General features: G+C 66.7%; 14 protein-coding genes. 7 read left to right on the top strand and 7 right to left on the bottom strand.

Going from position 1 to position 15864, the window contains the following annotated elements; translation table 11 throughout:
- Window positions 1-19 precede the first annotated feature (19 nt).
- Window positions 20-937, bottom strand: a complete 918-nt coding sequence (locus NMQ16_RS08385) for a DMT family transporter (protein WP_257080114.1) — start codon at window positions 935-937, stop codon at window positions 20-22.
- Window positions 938-1082: 145 nt separating this feature from the next.
- Here NMQ16_RS08385 and NMQ16_RS08380 point away from each other — a divergent pair, with 145 nt between their 5' ends.
- Window positions 1083-1505, top strand: coding sequence for a cyclic nucleotide-binding/CBS domain-containing protein (locus NMQ16_RS08380; protein ID WP_257080113.1), 423 nt, complete (start codon window positions 1083-1085; stop codon window positions 1503-1505).
- 113 nt (window positions 1506-1618) lie between these two features.
- Window positions 1619-2248, top strand: coding sequence for a trimeric intracellular cation channel family protein (locus tag NMQ16_RS08375; protein ID WP_257080112.1), 630 nt, complete (start codon window positions 1619-1621; stop codon window positions 2246-2248).
- Between the two features lie 51 nt (window positions 2249-2299).
- Here NMQ16_RS08375 and NMQ16_RS08370 read toward each other — a convergent pair whose 3' ends face one another.
- Window positions 2300-2839 (bottom strand): glycine zipper 2TM domain-containing protein, encoded by a 540-nt coding sequence (locus NMQ16_RS08370; RefSeq protein ID WP_257080111.1) that lies wholly within the window; start codon window positions 2837-2839, stop codon window positions 2300-2302.
- 23 nt (window positions 2840-2862) lie between these two features.
- Window positions 2863-3012 carry a hypothetical protein gene (locus NMQ16_RS08365; protein WP_257080110.1) on the bottom strand — a complete coding sequence of 50 codons (150 nt, stop codon included), beginning with the start codon at window positions 3010-3012 and terminating at the stop codon, window positions 2863-2865.
- A gap of 227 nt (window positions 3013-3239) precedes the next feature.
- On the opposite strand from NMQ16_RS08365, the gene NMQ16_RS08360 reads away from it, so the two are divergent.
- Window positions 3240-4169, top strand: coding sequence for a DUF808 domain-containing protein (locus tag NMQ16_RS08360; RefSeq protein WP_257080109.1), 930 nt, complete (start codon window positions 3240-3242; stop codon window positions 4167-4169).
- A gap of 31 nt (window positions 4170-4200) precedes the next feature.
- Here NMQ16_RS08360 and NMQ16_RS08355 read toward each other — a convergent pair whose 3' ends face one another.
- Window positions 4201-4917, bottom strand: a complete 717-nt coding sequence (locus NMQ16_RS08355; protein WP_257080108.1) for a rhodanese domain-containing protein — start codon at window positions 4915-4917, stop codon at window positions 4201-4203.
- A 68-nt stretch (window positions 4918-4985) separates the two neighbouring features.
- On the opposite strand from NMQ16_RS08355, the gene NMQ16_RS08350 reads away from it, so the two are divergent.
- On the top strand, window positions 4986-5687 hold the full coding sequence (locus tag NMQ16_RS08350) for a VIT family protein (protein ID WP_257080107.1): 702 nt from the start codon (window positions 4986-4988) through the stop codon (window positions 5685-5687).
- Window positions 5688-5825: 138 nt separating this feature from the next.
- Here the strand turns inward: NMQ16_RS08350 and NMQ16_RS08345 are convergent, their stop codons facing one another.
- The 3 genes from NMQ16_RS08345 to glnE form a co-directional block, all read right to left on the bottom strand.
- On the bottom strand, window positions 5826-6800 hold the full coding sequence (locus tag NMQ16_RS08345) for a sulfite exporter TauE/SafE family protein (protein ID WP_257080106.1): 975 nt from the start codon (window positions 6798-6800) through the stop codon (window positions 5826-5828).
- 97 nt (window positions 6801-6897) lie between these two features.
- The gene (locus NMQ16_RS08340) at window positions 6898-7266 is read right to left on the bottom strand and encodes a YhbY family RNA-binding protein (RefSeq protein ID WP_257080105.1); all 369 of its coding nucleotides are present in this window, start codon (window positions 7264-7266) and stop codon (window positions 6898-6900) included.
- Between the two features lie 36 nt (window positions 7267-7302).
- Entirely contained in the window at window positions 7303-10038 is a 2736-nt protein-coding gene (gene glnE, locus NMQ16_RS08335; protein WP_257080104.1) for a bifunctional [glutamate--ammonia ligase]-adenylyl-L-tyrosine phosphorylase/[glutamate--ammonia-ligase] adenylyltransferase, read from the bottom strand.
- Between the two features lie 230 nt (window positions 10039-10268).
- On the opposite strand from glnE, the gene NMQ16_RS08330 reads away from it, so the two are divergent.
- From NMQ16_RS08330 to NMQ16_RS08320, 3 genes are all read left to right on the top strand, one after another.
- Complete coding sequence (locus NMQ16_RS08330) at window positions 10269-14168, top strand: YhdP family protein (protein ID WP_257080103.1); 3900 nt, start codon at window positions 10269-10271, stop codon at window positions 14166-14168.
- Window positions 14169-14252: 84 nt separating this feature from the next.
- Window positions 14253-15071: a carbon-nitrogen hydrolase family protein gene (locus NMQ16_RS08325; protein ID WP_257080079.1), complete on the top strand. Its 819-nt coding sequence runs from the start codon at window positions 14253-14255 to the stop codon at window positions 15069-15071.
- A gap of 21 nt (window positions 15072-15092) precedes the next feature.
- The gene (locus tag NMQ16_RS08320; RefSeq protein ID WP_257080077.1) at window positions 15093-15863 is read left to right on the top strand and encodes a long-chain N-acyl amino acid synthase; all 771 of its coding nucleotides are present in this window, start codon (window positions 15093-15095) and stop codon (window positions 15861-15863) included.
- Window position 15864: the final 1 nt, after the last annotated feature.

Here is a 15864-nt window from a genome sequence, read left to right as displayed (position 1 = left end):
ACCACCGCGACGGCGTGCCTCAGGGCGCGCCGTTTGTCTTTCTGCGACCGGGTCTGACCGCCACGAAGGCGCCGGCCGACACGAACAGCAGGCCGGCGATCAGCCAGCCGGACAGCGCCTCGCCCAGCAGCGGCGCAGCCATCACGCCGGCCAGCACAGGCACCAGTGCCACCAGTGCGCCGGTGCGTTGTGCCCCCAGTACCGCCACCGCCTTCAGGAACAGCACCATGGCGACGATCGTCACGGCCACGCCCTGGTAAAGGCCCTGCAACGCGAGCATCGACGGCGGTACGGCGTCGAGGGCTTTCGGCAGCCACAGCAGGTAGACCGGCAGGAACACGAGCGCGGACGCCAGCGCGACGAAGCGGGTCAGCGTCCACGGGTCGTAGGCCCATTTCCTGGCCAGTACCGAGTAGATGGCCCAAGCGAGCGAACTGCCGAGCAGCAGTGCGTCGCCGATCAGCAGTTCGGCTGTCCAGCTGCCGTGGCCGACCAGTTCGTGTCGCGCCACGCAGGCGATGCCCACCGCGATGAATACCAGCCCGGCGACGCTGGCGCCGCCGGGCCGCGCGCCGCTGATTGCCCAGGCGACGGCTGCGATCAGGAAGGGCTGCATGCCGGGCAGCAGGATGGCGCCGTGCGCGGCCGGGGCGAACTTGAACGCCGCGAAGGCGAGCACGCCGTAGAGCAGGCCACCCATCATTGCCAGCACCCACAGCCGGCCGTCGCGCCAGGCGCCGCGCGGCAGGCTGGGCGCGAACGGCAGCAGGAGCAGGGCGGCCGTGCCCAGCCGCAGCGCCAGCGTGTCGTAGGGCGTCAGCGCACTTTTTCCACCCATGCGTGACACGAGGATGAAGCCGGTCCAGATCGCGACGGTGCCGGCGGCGGCGAGGTAGCCGCCCAGGCGGGATGACGGGGAGGCTTCGGTGGAACTCATGATGTGAACGAGCTGACGGGCGGGCGAGAGCTTAGCCGACCCGGCACCCGGCAGGGCCGGAAGCTGATCAGGCTCAAGAAATGGAACATAGTCCGGACTATTGTTCGGTTACGGAGCATGGGTTCCGACTGAAGCGGGAGCAGACATGAAAAAGCGTTGCATCGGACTTGTCATCAAGGATCAGGATCCTCTGTTGCTGACCACCGGTGAGACGGTTGGCGACGCCTGCCGCCGCATGTGGGAGCGCCGCGTCGGTGCCGTGCTGGTCGTCAACGATCAGGGCACGCTGGGCGGCATCTTCACCGGTCGCGATGCCGTGCGCATCCTGGCCGAGGGCCATGACGGACCGGACACCCGGCTTGCGGTTGCAATGACCCCCGATCCGCGCACCATCGGTCCGGCCGAAACCTCGCTCGACGCGTTGCGCGCGATGAGTGACGGCGGCTACCGCCACCTGCCGGTGGTCGAGGACGGGCGCATTCTCGGCGTGGTGTCGCGCGGCGATTTCAACGGCGTGGAGTTCGAGCGCCTGGGTGACGAAACCAGCCTGTGGGAACGTATCTGCTGACTGAAGGCGGCGCGTGCGATCCAGGACTTCCGGACCCGCCCGCGCCCTGCGCCCGGCGAAGGCGGGGCGCGCGCGGCCCGCCATCCAATGGCGACAGACCCTAGAATCGCGCGATGCCCAGATTCCAGCTCCTGATCGCCGCGATCGAATTCGCGGCCACCCTCGCGTTTGCCCTGTCCGGTTTCATCGAAGCGGCGCGCCGTCGAATGGACGTGGTCGGGGTGTTCGCGGTTGCCTTCATCACGGCGTTCGGCGGCGGGACGGTGCGTGACGTGCTGCTCGACCGCCGACCCTTCTTCTGGGTCGAACATCAGGCCCATGTGTGGTTGATCTTTCTGCTGTCGCTGGCGGCCGTGCCCTGGCTGCGCGCGCGCCACCACCACTTCACCGAACGCGCCATCCTGATTCCGGACGCGCTCGGATTGGGCCTGTTCACGGTGACCGGCGTCGGCCTGGCTTACGAGGCGGGCATGCCGGTTTTCGTGTCGGCGATGATGGGCGTCATCACCGGCGTATTCGGCGGCGTCATGCGGGACGTGATCTGCAACGAAGTGCCTTACGTGTTCCGCGACCACCGTCCGTACGCGCTGTGCGCCTTCGTCGGCGCCTGGGCCTATCTTGGCATGAATGCGCTCGCCGTCACGCCGCTGGTGTCGCTCGGCGTCGCAGTGGTGCTGATAGCCGGTCTGCGCCTGCTGGCGGTGCTGACCGGCTGGTCGGTACCGGGCTGGCGCGAGGAGTGACCTCCGGGGCGCCTGCGAATTCACGCCGGATGCAGACGCCGGATGCAGACGTCAGGTGCGCTGCAGGCTGCCGTCGATCACGCGCACCCGGTCTCCGGCGCGCACAGCGGTATCGGCGCTTTCGGTGAAGCTGCGCTGCTCGCCGGAATCCATGCGCACGCTGACGCGACAGCCGGTTACATGTTCGTTGCGGTTCTTTTCGATCGTGTGGCCGGCGACTGCACCACCGACTGCGCCGACGGCCGTGGCGACCTTGCGGCCGCTGCCGCTGCCGATCTGGTTGCCGAGCAGGCCACCCACGACACCGCCCACTGCTGCGCCGACACCGCTGGCTTCACCTTCGGCCACGATGGGCTCCACTGCGATCACGTCGCCCAGATCGGCGCGTATGGCCGGCGCCGGCGTTGCAGCGACCGTTCGGGGTTCATCCGATTTCCGGGTGGCCGTTGCTGCTCGTTCCTGCTTTTCCGGCTCCGCGGCGCCGGATTGCGGGCCGATCGGGAAAGTGGATTGCGGATCGCACGCGGCGAGCATGAAGCAACAACTGATCAGGCCGGCGGTACCGGCGATTTTTCTGGCGGTCTGTTTCATGATGGTCGGTTTCGCGGTCAGCTTCAGTGATTCAGGATCCGGGTCAGCGACAACAGGCTTTCGCTGGCTGCGGCTGCGGCCTGCTCGACGGGCCCGTCGTCCGGGCCGGTCACGATCAGCACAACGGTGGCGATCAGCATCAATGCGCACATCAGAAGTTGGGCTGCGGACATCGGTTTCTCCGGTCGGTATTCAATCGGGTGGCGAAAGTGGATGGCATGAAGCCGTGACCAGAGCTTAAGAGTGGCGCCGCGGGGGGCCAGTCAGCGTCCGGCGCACAGGCTGTCGGTCCCGTCCTACAAGGATGCTCGGGCGCCGGTGGAACCTGTCTTCGGGTAGCATGCGGCGCGTCTCATGCCGAACGGATCCGCGCGGCAAACCTTCTCGACGGGATATCTATATGGCGGGCGCCAGCCTTCTAGCATTGATCGACGACATCGCCAGCGTGCTGGACGATGTATCGGTACTGACCAAGATTGCCGCGAAGAAGACTGCTGGCGTGCTGGGCGACGATCTGGCGCTGAACGCGCAGCAGGTGGCGGGCGTCAAGGCCGATCGCGAACTGCCTGTGGTGTGGGCGGTGGCGCTGGGCTCGATGCGCAACAAGCTCATTCTCGTACCGGCGGCGCTGGCCATCAGTGCTTTCGTGCCCGCGGCGGTCACGCCGCTGCTGATGGTGGGCGGGCTGTTCCTCTGTTACGAAGGCTTCGAAAAACTGGCGCACAAGTTCCTGCACAGCCCGGACGAGGACGTGGCGCAGCGCAAGGAACACCTGGCGGCGCTGGCCGATGCAGACATCGATCTGGTCGCGCTGGAAAAGGACAAGATCAAGGGCGCGATCCGGACCGACTTCATCCTGTCGGCGGAAATCATCGCGATCACGCTCGGCACTGTTGCCGATGCGCCATTCGGCACCCAGGTCGCCGTGGTGGCGGGCATCGCCGCCATCATGACGGTCGGCGTGTACGGTCTGGTGGCGGGTATCGTGAAGCTGGACGACGGCGGGCTTTACCTCAGTCGTTCAGGCTCTGCACCGCTGCGTGCGTTCGGACGCGGCATCCTGACGGCCGCGCCGTGGCTGATGAAATTCCTGTCGGTCGCCGGCACGGCGGCGATGTTTCTGGTCGGCGGCGGCATCCTGACGCACGGCATTGCGCCGCTGCACGACGCAATCGGCCGCCTGACCGAAACGGTATCGCAGTCTGCGGGCACGGTGGCCGGGGTGCTGCTGCCCTTCATCGCCGACGCGCTGACCGGCATCGTCGCCGGCGCACTTACGCTGGTCGTCGTGCTGGGCGTGAAGAAGCTGCGCGGCGCCAGGGGCGCCTAAAGGTCTGTTCTTGCGGACAGCGCCCGCGCGCTCAGCCCGCCGGACTGAGGTCGGGCTTCAGTGCGCCGCGGTCGTCGAACACGACGCAGTTGCCGTGCCAGTGCGCGCCGCCCACCTCTTCGAAATAGCGCAGGATGCCGCCCTCGAGCTGATACACCTGCGTGAAGCCGGCCTTCTTCATCAGCGGCGCGGCCTTTTCGCAGCGGATGCCGCCGGTGCAGAAGGTGACGATGGGCGTGTTCTTCAGTTCGGCGTACTGCGCAAGCGCTGCCGGGAACTGGCTGAAGCTGTCGACACCCGGGTCGAGTGCCTGGTCGAAGCTGCCCTGATCCACTTCCCAGCGGTTGCGTGTGTCGATGATGACGAAGCGGCGACCCTCGTCGTACCAGCGCTTCAGTTCTGCCGGCGGCAGGTAGGGCGCCGGCGTCTCGGCCGGATCGAAATCAGGCGCGCCAACGGTGACGATCTCCTTCTTCAGGCGCACGCGCAGACGCTTGAAAGGCACCGTGTCGGAATAGCTCCATTTCGCGTCAAGCCCCGCAAGGCGAGGGTCTTCAGCCAGTTCTGCAAGAAAGGCGCGCAGACTGTCGGTCGTGCCGGCGAGAAAGAGATTGATGCCCTCGGTCGCCAGCAGCACCGTGCCCAGCAGGCCGCGCGTGCGCGCGGCCGCGTGGATGCGCGTACGCAGCGCGTCGCGCTCGTCCAGTCGTACGAAGCGATAGGCGGCGATGTTGGCGAAACGGGACATGAATGACTCGGTCAGGACGGTCGGAAAGTATACCGTGTGGTCTCTGCACATTTATTGATGACTGAACCATGACGATTCGCGCCTCGCGCAAGGAAATGCACCGCAGTCACCGCAGCGGCTGGCTGCGCGCCGCGGTCCTCGGGGCGAACGACGGCGTGGTGTCGACCGCCAGCCTGATCGCCGGCGTGGCGGCCGCGCACGCGACGCCGCAGGTCGTGCTGCTGACCGGCGTGGCCGGACTGGTGGCCGGCGCCATGTCGATGGCGGCCGGCGAATACGTGTCTGTCCATTCGCAGGCGGATACGGAACGCGCGGACATCGAGCAGGAGCGTCGCGAACAGGAAAGTGATCCGGTCCATGAAATGAGCGAGCTCGCAGCCATCTACGTCGGGCGAGGGCTCGATCCGGTGACTGCAGACGAAGTGGCACGCCAGCTGATGAAGCGTGACGCGCTGCAGGCGCATGCGCGTGACGAACTGGGGATTCCGGTGGACGGTCAGGCGCGTCCGCTGCAGGCCGCACTGACATCCGCTCTGGCCTTTGCGGCGGGCGCCGGCATCCCTCTGCTCGCCGTCGTGCTGGCTGCGGAAGACACCCTGACCACGGTGGTGATCGTCACGTCACTGGTTTCTCTGATGCTGCTGGGTGCGGTCGCGGCGCGCGTGGGCGGCGCGTCGCCGCTGAGGGGGGCGCTGCGCGTCACCTTCTGGGGCGCTGCGGCCATGGCACTCACTGCACTGGTCGGATCCTGGTTCGGTGTTGCAGTCTGATCCGGATCGCGCGTCGTTCATCCGGTGGCGGGATGCGCGGTGCCCGGATGGCCCTTGTTTCGGCGATCTTGGCTCCGATCGCCTTTCAACGCGTCGATTCCACCCTTGCAAATTGACGCTTTCGTCTTGCCACTGCGCTCATCCGAGTGCCTTCCACAGGTTGTATGCACTGAGCGCGCTGATCAGCAGGCCGACCAGCACGAGCAGCGCGCGCGCCGGCAGGGCGCGGCACAGGAAGGCGGCCAGCGGCGCGGCGAACATGCCGCCGGCGACCAGCCCGGCGACGGTGGCCCAGGGCGCCGCGTCGATGAACAGCACGAAGGCGCCTGCACTGGCGATGGCGATGAAGAACTCGGCGAAGTTCACCGAACCGATGGTGCGTCGCGGGTCCTGACCGGCGCCGACCAGGCTGGTCGTGACCACCGGGCCCCAGCCGCCGCCGCCTGCTGCATCGACAAAGCCGCCGAACAGCGCCAGCTTGGCGACATGCTTCGGTTCCTGCGCAGGCTTTCGCCGATGGCGCCAGGCCTTGGTCAGAACATAGACGCCCATCAGCAGCAGGTAGCCGGAAATCCAGGGCTTGAGCGCCGCGCCGTCGAGCTGGGTGACGACCAGCGCACCCAGAACCCCGCCGATCACGCCGGGCACCAGCAGACGCAGCATCAGCTTGCGATCGACATTGCCCAGCCGCAGGTGCGACAGACCGGACAGGCCGGTGGTGAAGATTTCCGCGATGTGGACGCTGGCGCTGGCCACTGCGGGCGATGCGCCGGTGCCGAGCAGGAAGGTGGTGGCGGAAATCCCATAGGCCATGCCGAGCGCGCCGTCGATGCTCTGTGCGATGAAGCCGACGGCTGCCGCCGTGAGGAATTCCTCCGACGTGACGACCTCGATGACGATGGCCAGCGCGGCGGCCGGATCGCTCACCGGAAGACCGCGCACCAGCAGCACTGTGGCGAGGCCGAACAGCGTGAAGCCGATCAGCCAGGTGGCGACGGTGACCAGCGGATGCGCCTGCGCGCGGTCGATGACCTGCTCCACAGGCGGCAGGCCGAGCGCTTCGTGAGCTCGCCCGACGGCGGTCGGGCGGGTGTCGATGTGGCGGATTTTCACTGCAAAGCACTCCTTGAGGAGCGCGCAGTCTAGCCAGCAATGGTTATCTCAAAAAGTAATCTTTTATTCTAAAGATAGATCTGCAATGTATTTCCACTCAGTAGAAAGGTCGCCGCCAGTAGCCCCACGGATACCCCGGATAGCCGGGGTAGCCGAACATCCACATGCGTTCGCGCTCGCGCATGGCTTCGCGCGCCCGGGTGGCTTCGATCAGCGTGAGCTGCATGTGGTCGATCACCTCGTCGGACACACCCTGTTCGCGCAGATTGGCCAGTTCCGATGCCTTCAGCGCATACAGGCCGCCGCTTTCGTCGATGCGCTGGATGATTTCGGCTGGCGTCAGTCCGTCCTTCGACATCTGCACGATCTCGTCGGTGGTCGGTGCCGGCGGGCGCGGCGGGGAGGTCGCGCATCCGCCCAGCGTCACGGCAAGCAGGGCGACAAGTATCCAGCGGCTAATCGGCATGGCGGGTGCTCCGGCATCGGTTCATGATCGTTTGAGTCAGGGCGGAGTGGTCAAGTTCGCGGCATCCGGAAACAGCCGCGTCCAGACCGCGGTGATGGCGGCCCGCTCGACGACCACCTGAGCCGGGTCGACGCGTGCCTTCGGCGCGTCGTTCAGGCGCAGGCCATGCTGCAGGTGCCGCAGGCGGCGGTAGGCGTTGCCTGCGGCGACCGCGTCGAGCGCCGGCAGCAGGCCGACCTGAGAAGCGATGCGCAGCAGCGCGATGTTGCCGAGGTTTCCGGTCAGTTCGGGGTAACGCGATGCGTAGGCCAGCACCAGGTACTGCACCGCGAATTCGAGGTCGATCAGACCGCCCGGATCGTGCTTGATGTCGAACAGGTCGGACTTGTTGGCGTGGCCTTCGCGCATCTTGCGCCGCATGTCGAGCACCTCGCCACGCAGCGTCGCGAGGTCGCGCACGCGCGTCAGAACCTCGTTGCGGATGGCTTCGAACTGTTCACCAACCTCGGCGTCGCCGGCCGAGAAGCGGGCGCGGGTCAGCGCCTGGTGCTCCCATACCCAGGCGGATTTCTGCTGGTAGTCGCGGAAGGCTTCGACCGAACTGACCAGCAGGCCGGATTCACCATTCGGCCGCAGACGGGTGTCGGTTTCGAACAGGATGCCGGCGCTGGTGTGGCTGGACAGCCAGGTCAGCAGGCGCTGCGCCAGTCGGGCGTAGATTTCGGGCGCCGATTCGTGATCGTCGTCGAACAGGAAGATCACATCCAGATCGGACGCGTAACCCAGCTCCTTGCCGCCCAGCTTGCCGTAGCTGATGACCGCGAAGCGAGGTGTGTCGCGATGGCGTCGTGCGAGCTTGCGCCAGCACAGGTCAAGCGTGACGCGCAGCATCACGTCGGCCAGCGCCGACAGGTGGTCGGACAGCCGTTCCACCGACAGTTCGCCCGCCAGATCGCGCGCCAGCAGGCGGAATACCTGCGCGTGATGCGCATCGCGCATGGTGTCCATCTGGCGTTCGGTGTCGTCGCCCAGTTCGTCGAGCTGCGCGCGCAACGCGGCTTCGAAGGCCGGCCACTCCGGTTCCGCAGTCAGCAGGCGGGCATCCAGCAGTTCGTCGAGCAGGATGGGGTGGCGCACCAGATAGCCGGCGGCCCAGCTCGATGCGCCGATGAGGCGCGCCACCTGGCCGAGTGCCTGCGGAAACTCGGCCAGCAGGGCAAGGTAGGCGGCGCGTCGGCTGATGGCTTCAAGCAGATCGAGCCCGCGCAGTGCGGTGGCCGTGGGGTGTGGCGTTTCGCGGCATGCCTCGAGCAGTTTGGGCACCAGCGCGTCTACCCGGCTGCGCGACGTGTCGGGCAGCTGGCGGTAGCGGCTGCCTGACTTGAACGCCGCCAGACGGTTCGACAGCTCGTCCGGCTCACTGAAGCCCAGCGTGGCCAGCGCACTGCGGCAATCGTCGCCCTGATCGGCGTCCTGCCACAGCGCGCGCGGCGCGGAAGTGTCCGACTCCTGGGCGCCGAACACGGCGTCGAAATGCCGGCTGACCCGGCCGCGGTGCGCATCGAGTTCGGTCAGCAGGCCCGCGTAGTTGCCGAACCCCATCGCGCTGGCGATCAGCGCCTGGTCGGCGGCGTCGGCCGGCAGCTTGTGCGTCTGCGCGTCGTCGAGATACTGCAGCCGGTGTTCCAGCCGGCGCAGGAACACATAGGCGGCGTGCAGTTCGTCCACCGCCTCTTCGGTCATCACGCCGCGCATCGCCAGTCGGTCGAGCACCTTCTGGGTCGGACGGATCTGCAGCGCGCTCTCGCGGCCGCCGCGGATCAACTGGAAAACCTGGGCGATGAATTCGATCTCGCGGATGCCGCCCGGGCCGAGTTTCACGTTGTCGGCCATGTCGCGCCGCGCCACTTCGCGGCGGATCTGCGCGTGCAGGTCGCGCATCGCGTTGATGGCGCCGAAATCGAGGTATTTGCGGAACACGAATGGCTTGCGCAGCGACTCCAGCTCGTCGTGCCGGCTGCCGGTCAGCGCGCGCGCCTTGATCCACGCGTAGCGCTCCCATTCACGTCCCTGCGTGAAGAAGTAGTTCTCGAGCATGTCGAAACTGACCGCCAGCGGGCCGCTGTCGCCGTTCGGGCGCAGCCGCATGTCGACCCGGAACACGAAGCCGTCGGCGGTCACTTCGGACAACAGTTCGATCACCTTGCGGCTCAGCCGTGTGAAGAAATCGAAATTGTCGATGTGCTTGCCGAGCCCGTTGGGCGTATCGGCATCGGTTTCACCGCTTTCCGGATAGACGAAGATGAAATCCACGTCGGAACTGACGTTCAGCTCGCGCCCGCCCAGTTTGCCCATGCCGATGCAGATGAAGGGCTGAACCGCACCGGGGCTGCCGTCTTCCGATTCGCCGCGCGGCTCGCCGAAACGCGCAACGAGCGGGATGCGCGCCTGATCGGCCGCCACGCGCACCGTCAGCTCGGCCAGCAGCGTCATGCCCTCGGTCACTTCGTCGAGGTCGGCCAGGCCCGCCAGATCGCGCACGATCAGATGGGCCATCGTGCGGGCACGCAGGAGGCGCAGCGCGCGCTTGATGCCCGCTTCGTCATCCGGCTCGAACGGCGTCTGAGTGAGCCAGTCTTCGAGCATGGCTGCGCTGGCGTGCGCCTGGAGGGTGTCGGTCAGCGCGTCGGTGAGCGCCGGTCGGGCACCGAGCAGGCGGTCGAGATAGCGGCTGTGCCGGCGGGCGTGGGCAATGGCGGTGGATGCGTCCATGTGTCGTCTCTGCGGTCGGTCACGATAAGGCCGGGGTCGGCGCACGCGCCGGGCCCGGTGCATTGCGCGCCCGTTGTAAGGACTCCCTACAAAACGCGCCCGATGCGACGTTGCGGGTAAACTCCCGCATCGTCCCACAAACGCAGTCATCTTCCTTTTGGCTGCAGGTCCAGATCTTGTCTGATTCTTCCGCCGCTGACGCTACCCTCCCGTCCGCAGACATACGCCCTGTGCGGCCCTTGTGGCGGCGACTGCCCGGCCGCGCGTTCGACGTGCTGCTGGTCGCATGGATTGTCGTGGCGCTGGTCGTGCTCGGCGCGCGCCACCTGCTGCTGCCGCAGGTGGATGCCTACCGCACGCAGATCGAAGGTTTGGTGGGCGAGGCGCTGGCGCGCGAGGTGCGCATCGACAGCATCCGCGCCGACTGGAGCGGCCTGCATCCGCATCTCGCGCTGCGCGGTGTCACCCTGCTCGATGAAGCCGGTCAGCCGGCGCTGCGGCTGGAACAGGTCGATGCGGCGCTCGGCTTTTCGTCGCTGGTGCGCGGACGCATGCACCTGCATCGGCTCGACATCAACGGTCCTGCACTGCAGGTCCGGCGCGATAAGGCCGGCGTACTCCACGTCGCCGGGCTCGCGCTGCGGCAGGACGGCACGCGAGGTGGCTTTCTGCCGTGGCTGCTCGCGCAGGGGCAGATCAACATCCGTGATGCAGAGCTCGAGTGGCACGACGAAACCCGGGCCGGTGCGCCGCCGCTGAAGCTGACCCAGGTCAATCTGCGACTGGACAATGCGGGCGACCGGCACCGCTTCGGACTGCTTGCCACACCGCCGGCGGAACTGGCCCGGCAACTGGAACTGAGGGGCGACGTGGAACTGCCCGACATCACCCAGCCGGCCGGCGCGTCGGGTGAGCTTTACGTGTCGCTGGACAACGCCGATCTCGCCATCTGGCAGCGCTGGGTCGACTACCCGGTTGATCTGCCCCAGGGGCGCGGTGCCGTACGCGCCTGGGCGAATTTCGACGGCGCCACGCTGAATGCCGTGACCGGTGAACTGGCGCTGTCGGACGTGAAGCTGCGCCTGTTGCCCGATCTGCCGCAGCTCGATCTGGTCAGTCTGTCCGGTCGCATCAGTGCCGAGCACCTCAGCCGCACGCGGGTGACTGCCACCGCGCGTCAGCTGCAATTGGTGACCCGTGATGGCGTGCGCGTGCGGCCGACCAGCCTCGACCTGAATTGGCAGGCCGCCGCCGACGGTCGTGCCGGGCAGGGCGAAATGTCGGCCAGCGTGCTCGACCTCGCCGCACTGACCCGGCTGTCCGACTTCATTCCGCTGCCGGACCCGCTGCGTGAGCGCCTGCGCGATCATGCGCCGCACGGTCGGCTGACCGACCTTGACGCCGGATGGACCGGCGAGCTGTCGGCGCCGCTCGGTTTCCGCGTCAGCGCCGGGCTCGACCGCATCGGCTTCAGTGCGCGCGGCGATGTGCCCGGGGTGGTCGGACTGAGCGGCAAGCTCGAAGGCAGCGATGCGCGCGGCAGCGTGTTGGTCGATGCGCCGGGACTGACCTTCGACCTGCCGACGGTGTTCGCCGAGCCGCAGATCACCTTCGCCCGTTTCAAGTTGCGTGCCGGCTGGTCGCGCAGCGACGGCGAAACCACCGTCGCGCTCGAATCCGTGGCGTTCAGCAATGCCGATGTTGAAGGCGAATTGAGCGGTCGCTACCGCACGCTGTCGAATACCGCAGGCGAACTCGATCTCGACGGCCGCCTCCAGCGAAGCGACGCGCGCGCCATCTGGCGCTACCTTCCGCTGTATATCGGTGCCGACACGCGCGATTGGCTGCGCGAGGCCCTGGTGGCGGGCGGCTCTACCGACACCACGCTGAAGCTGCGCGGCAAGCTGGACGATTTCCCGTTCGATCGCGGGCAACCCGGCGTCTTTCAGGTCAAGGTGAAGGCCGAAGACGTGACGGTTGCCTTCGGCGGCACCTGGCCGGCCATCACCGGACTTGACGCCGACGTGCTGTTCGAAGGTGCGCGCATGCTCATCACGTCGCGCGACGGTCGCATCCTGAACACGAAGCTGGGGGCCACGACGGCCGAAATCCCCGACCTGGACGGGGCAGAGGAATTGTTGCTGGTGCGCGGCTCGGCCAGCGGCGTCACGTCGGAATTCCTGCGCTACATCGACATCAGCCCGGTGGCCGGGCGCATTGACGGCTTCACCCGCGGCATGCGCGCCGAAGGCAATGGCCGTCTCAATGTGTCGTTGGCCATACCGCTGCGCCACTCGCAGGACGCAAAGATCGAAGGCGATTTCACCTTCGCCGGCAATCGACTGGTCATCGACGATGCGCTGCCGCCGCTGACCGATGCGGCCGGCAAGATCTCATTCACCGAAAGCACGCTGACCGTGCGCAGTGCGCAGGCCACGGCACTCGGCTTTCCGATGACGCTTGATGTCCTGTCGGCGGGCGGGGGTGTGGTGAATGTGACCGCCAGCGGACGCGCATCGATGGAGGCGCTGCGTGCCCAGATGGGTCAGCCCTGGCTGGCGGCGCTCGCAGGTACGGTGGCCTGGCAGGCCCGCCTCGGTGTGCGCCGCAACGACATGGACATCACGCTGGAGGCCGATCTGGCCCAGCTTGTCTCGACGTTGCCGGCACCGCTGGGGAAGGCGGCCGGCACGCCCATGGCGCTCAGGATCGAACGCACCGGTGCGCTCGACGCGCGTGAATCGGCCCGACGAGGCCTGCCCGTCATCGGTCCTGACCGCGAATTGCTTCGCATCACGCTTGGTGATCTGGCCAGCGCCGACATCGTCCGCCGCACGACGCCGACCGGCTGGGTGATCGACCGGGGTGCGATCGGGCTGCCGCTACAGCCGGCGATGCCGGAGCGCGGCCTTGCGCTGTCGCTGCGTGCCGACACGCTCGACCTGGACGCCTTGCGCCGCGCGTTCGCGCCGCGGCCGGCAGACGATGGAACGGTCAGTGCGGCGGACCGCGACGACGACGAACTGCCGCTTGACCGGGTGCGGCTCGAGGCCAAACATGTGCGCCTGATGGACCACTGGCTCGATGCGGTCAAGGCCGATGCGAAGCGCGAGGGCGACGCCTGGGAGATCGATCTGGCGAGTGCGCAGGCGCGCGGCCGCATCAACTGGTCCGGTCAGGGCAAGGGCCGTCTGCAGGCGCGCTTCGACCACTTGCTGATCAATACGGCAGGCGAGCCGGGCGTGCAGGCGTTGGCCGATGCAGAAGCGGACGCGGCCGACGTACTTGAGGATCTGCCCGCGCTGGACATCGAAGCAGCGCGCTTCGTGCTCGACGGCAAGACGCTGGGCAAGCTGGCGCTGCAGGCCAGCAACGAGCGGCGCGCCTGGCTGATCGACCGTCTGGCGCTCGAATTGCCGGAGGGCAGTTTCGATGCCAGCGGCGCCTGGGGCAAGCCGCTCGGTGCGCCCGGCGGCGTGCGCGAGACGCGGCTCGATTTTTCGATCAGGGCGGACGACGCCGGCAAGCTGCTCGACCGGCTCGGTCACGCCGATGCGTTGCGCCGGGGCACCGCCGAGATGCAGGGCAGCCTGCGCTGGAACGGCAACCCGCTGTCGATCGACTATCCGTCGCTCTCTGGTGCCTTCAAGCTGTCGGTCAGCAAGGGGCAGTTCAGCAAGATCAACCCCGGTGCGGGGCGCCTGCTCGGCATCCTCAGCCTGCAGGCGCTGCCGCGCCGCATCACGCTGGATTTCCGGGACGTGTTCAGCGAAGGTTTCGCGTTCGACCTGATCGAAGGCAATGTGGCGGTTGAGCGTGGCATCATGAAAACCGAAGACTTCGAACTGGCCGGGCCGGCCGCGCGCGTGCGGATCAGCGGCAGCGCGGATATCGCGGCCGAAACGCAGAATCTGGTCGTGCGCGTGCAGCCCGCGCTCAGCGACAGTGTGTCGGTCGGCGTGCTGATCGCCAATCCGGCGGTCGGTGTGGCCACCTACCTTGCGCAGAAGGTGCTGCGCGATCCGCTCGGCCAGATTTTCGCTTTCCGGTACAGCGTGACCGGTTCGTGGGACGACCCGATCGTGGCCAAGCTTGCGGTGCCACCCGCTGGCGAGCAGGCGGAAAAATGAAGTCCGGCGGCACGATCAGGTTTTCGGATGCGCGGCTTGCCGCGGCGTGCTGTGGCGGCGCATCATCAAACTGAAAGGCTTGCCATGAATACTTCCGCGATGAATCGTGTTGCTGCCGTGCAGATGGTGTCCGGGCCGAATGTCGCCGACAACCTCGACGAGGCCGGGCACTGGATCGCCGAAGCCGCCCGTCAGGGTGCGAAGCTGGTGGCGCTGCCAGAGTACTTCGCGCTGATTTCGGGCGACGAATCCGACAAGATTGCGATTCGCGAAACCGAGGGTGATGGCCCGATCCAGCGCTTCATGTCGGAGGCTGCGCAGCGGCACGGCGTCTGGCTGGTCGGCGGTTCGGTGCCGCTCGTCGCCGAACGGCCGGACAAGGTGCGCAACACCTGTCTGGCCTACGGACCGGACGGCCGTCAGGTGGCGCGTTACGACAAGATCCATCTGTTCGCTTTCACGCGCGGTGCCGAAAACTACGACGAGGCACGCACGATCGAGGCAGGCAGTACGCCGGTCGCCTTCGAGGCGCCGTTCGGGCGGGTCGGTCTGTCGATCTGCTACGACCTGCGTTTCCCGGAGTTTTTCCGCGCGCTCGGCAACCTGAAACTGCTGGTGCTGGGCGCAGCCTTCACCGAAACGACCGGTCGTGCGCACTGGGAACTTCTGCTGCGCGCGCGCGCTGTCGAAAATCAGTGTTACGTGCTGGCATCGGCGCAGGGTGGCGTGCATCCGTCGGGGCGACGTACGTTCGGCGATTCGATGCTGATCGATCCGTGGGGTCAGGTGCTGAATCGTCTGGCGCGTGGCCCGGGCGTGGTCCTGGGTGATCTGAACGAGGACTATCTCGTTGAAATCCGTCAAAATCTTCCTGCTCTGGGGCACCGACGCCTTTCATGCTGAACATTTGTTGCTGAGGTCATCATGGCTGATCAACCTACCCGTCCACATTCGCAGTTTCCGCATACGCTGGCTGAAGTCACGGTCATGGACGTCGACCGGCTGCGCTCCATGTGCATCGAGCAGGAAGACATCGCCGGCACGCGTGAAATGGCGCAGCAGAAGGACAAGTTCCGGGTGCGGTTGTTGAGCAGCGACAATGAGAAGCGCGAAGGCACCAGCCTGCTGATCGAGAAGATGTACTCGTGGCGTGGCTACCACACCAAGAAGCAGATCGACGAGGTGCCGAACCGCATCACCCTTGTGGCCGAGTTCGACGGCCACATCTATGGAACGATTACCGTCAATCTCGATTCCGATACGGGACTGTCGGCTGACGAAACCTACCCCGACGTGATGGCGGCTTTGCGCGGAGACGGGCGTCGCGTTTGCGAATTCGGCAAGTTTGCGGTGGAACAGTCGGTCAAGTCGAAGCGCCTGATGGGCACGTTGTTCCACCTGATGTGCATCTACGCCTTCCGGTTGCAGCACTGCGACGACGTGCTGATCGAGGTGAACCCGCGCCACCGTGTGTTCTACGAGAAATATCTGTCCTTCGTGCCGGCCGCCGAGGAACGCATGTGCAGCCGTGTCGGCGCACCCGCAGTATTGCTCAGGCTGACGCGCGAGACGTATCGCAGTCGGGTTGATGAACTGGGCGGGCGCTGGCGCGATCTGAAGGAAGAGAAGTCGATGTACAAGTATTTTTTCCCGCGACAGGAAGAAGATGCCATCGCGGGCAGGCTCGGACGCTAGG

The organism is Methyloversatilis sp. XJ19-49 (assembly GCF_024580145.1).
Classification (GTDB): Bacteria; Pseudomonadota; Gammaproteobacteria; order Burkholderiales; family Rhodocyclaceae; genus Methyloversatilis.
The sequence above is the reverse complement of the archived record's forward strand: the minus strand, read 5'-3'. Positions and strand labels throughout refer to the sequence as shown.

Bases quoted from the DNA above. Each gene is read 5' to 3' on its own strand.
- NMQ16_RS08350 (WP_257080107.1), top strand. From the start codon at position 4,986: ATGACGATTCGCGCCTCGCGCAAGGAAATGCACCGCAGTCACCGCAGC.
- NMQ16_RS08385 (WP_257080114.1), bottom strand. From the start codon at position 937: ATGAGTTCCACCGAAGCCTCCCCGTCATCCCGCCTGGGCGGCTACCTC.
- NMQ16_RS08370 (WP_257080111.1), bottom strand. From the start codon at position 2,839: ATGAAACAGACCGCCAGAAAAATCGCCGGTACCGCCGGCCTGATCAGT.
- glnE (WP_257080104.1), bottom strand. From the start codon at position 10,038: ATGGACGCATCCACCGCCATTGCCCACGCCCGCCGGCACAGCCGCTAT.
- NMQ16_RS08325 (WP_257080079.1), top strand. From the start codon at position 14,253: ATGAATACTTCCGCGATGAATCGTGTTGCTGCCGTGCAGATGGTGTCC.
- NMQ16_RS08360 (WP_257080109.1), top strand. From the start codon at position 3,240: ATGGCGGGCGCCAGCCTTCTAGCATTGATCGACGACATCGCCAGCGTG.
- NMQ16_RS08365 (WP_257080110.1), bottom strand. From the start codon at position 3,012: ATGTCCGCAGCCCAACTTCTGATGTGCGCATTGATGCTGATCGCCACC.
- NMQ16_RS08355 (WP_257080108.1), bottom strand. From the start codon at position 4,917: ATGTCCCGTTTCGCCAACATCGCCGCCTATCGCTTCGTACGACTGGAC.
- NMQ16_RS08320 (WP_257080077.1), top strand. From the start codon at position 15,093: ATGGCTGATCAACCTACCCGTCCACATTCGCAGTTTCCGCATACGCTG.
- NMQ16_RS08375 (WP_257080112.1), top strand. From the start codon at position 1,619: ATGCCCAGATTCCAGCTCCTGATCGCCGCGATCGAATTCGCGGCCACC.
- NMQ16_RS08340 (WP_257080105.1), bottom strand. From the start codon at position 7,266: ATGCCGATTAGCCGCTGGATACTTGTCGCCCTGCTTGCCGTGACGCTG.
- NMQ16_RS08380 (WP_257080113.1), top strand. From the start codon at position 1,083: ATGAAAAAGCGTTGCATCGGACTTGTCATCAAGGATCAGGATCCTCTG.